The sequence below is a fragment of the Gudongella sp. DL1XJH-153 genome, assembly GCF_049310905.1.
In the GTDB taxonomy this organism is placed as follows: Bacteria; Bacillota; Clostridia; order Tissierellales; family Tissierellaceae; genus Gudongella.
On sequence record NZ_JBMEMN010000077.1, the window covers coordinates 1 to 1,456 of the forward strand.

Sequence of the window (1,456 nt, forward strand, 5' to 3'; positions counted from 1 at the left end):
TGAGAATCTTGCATAATTGCTTTTCAAGCTAAAATAAACAAAAACACTTTAATAAGCATCCGTGATGTTTTAGCTTAGAATATCCAATTTGCAGTTCTCTATGCTACTTTAGTAATAACTTACGATTTCTTGTTTATGGCTATGGTTCCAGCTACAAGTGCAATACAATTTAAGAGACAATGCATAAGCGCTTTCTTAATTCCATTTGATCTGATTCCATCTACATTCAGATTCTCTTTCAGACGTGCATTCAATCTTTCTACAGATGTCCGTTTGTTATAAAGTTTTTTCCAGGCTTTTGAATCCCTTAATGGATATCCATGAATCCTTGGATTTTTCCTGTAATTTAGCTTTAGCGTAAGTCCGTAATTTGAAGTTGAACACCAGTTGCTACCAAAAGGACAATCGACATCACCGGTCATATGAGGGCATCTAAACTTCATGTAACTTGCATCTTTGCCCCAGTATTTTAACTCATAACCTGCGGAGCATACAGGGTGTAGACTTTCATTAAGTCCCTCTGGCGGAGCTTTGCTACCTCTCGGGTTATAGGCAATTATAGGTGTTGCATCGTAGGTGTCTACAATCTCTCTGTAGAGATAATCATAGTCATAACCGGAATCCATGAGATAATGTGAAGGCTTGAATAACCCTGCATATGAGTCAAGAAAGTCTTTTATCATGTCAGAAGCAACAGATCCATCATGGACACTAGCAGGAGTAACTTTTATTGATAGTGGCAGTTCGCTCTTTGCATCACATAGTATATGGAGTTTCCAGCCAAACCATCGTATATTGTTGCCATTAGTATCGCGCTTCATTCCCCAGTTTGGATGATTACCATCATTAACAATGTCCTTCTTGGGTTGTGATGCTTCATAGGAGCTAAGCTTAGTGGAATCAATGGCAATTTCAGATCCATCAATTATTCCGGATTTCATGGCAGAAACGACTAAGTTTTGGAACAGCTCCACCAGAGCAGGTTCTTCGGATAATGCATCCTGAAATCTGCTAAATACAGATTCTGAAGGAGTTTTGTCCATTATGCCAAATCCACAGGCATACTTGAAGGATGGATCGCTCTCAAGTCTCCTTACAAGGCTTGATATTTTAAGGATCTGCTCTACTTCTTTTGCTAGGAGAGAATATATAAGTCTCTCTTTGGGGTAACCTTTTGGTCCTCTTGTTCCAGGTGTTTTTTCCATAGCAAGAGCCAATGGTGACACATCAATCTGATCAAGAATCATCATAAGTCTTGTTTTTGGGCTGATTTCCATTAATTCATCATAGGAAAACAAGCAATCTTGTCGTATAATCATGTTAGGGATTTCCTCCTTAATGTGAACATATAGTGATTGGTCTTACTATATATATTCGACATTTTGGGGTGAAATCCTTTTTGCTAGCTAAAAAAAGTTAGTTATTTCAACAGTTTTAAATTATGCAATTTACTCAA

Annotated in this window: 1 protein-coding gene; it reads right to left on the reverse strand. The window is 37.7% G+C overall.

Features of this window, described 5'->3' with window-relative positions; genetic code table 11:
- Window positions 1–119 precede the first annotated feature (119 nt).
- Window positions 120–1,319, reverse strand: a complete 1,200-nt coding sequence (locus tag ACOEN1_RS13395; protein ID WP_422487394.1) for a transposase — start codon at window positions 1,317–1,319, stop codon at window positions 120–122.
- Window positions 1,320–1,456: the final 137 nt, after the last annotated feature.

Coding starts and splice junctions, on each gene's coding strand:
- ACOEN1_RS13395 (WP_422487394.1), bottom strand. CDS start 1,319: ATGATTATACGACAAGATTGCTTGTTTTCCTATGATGAATTAATGGAA.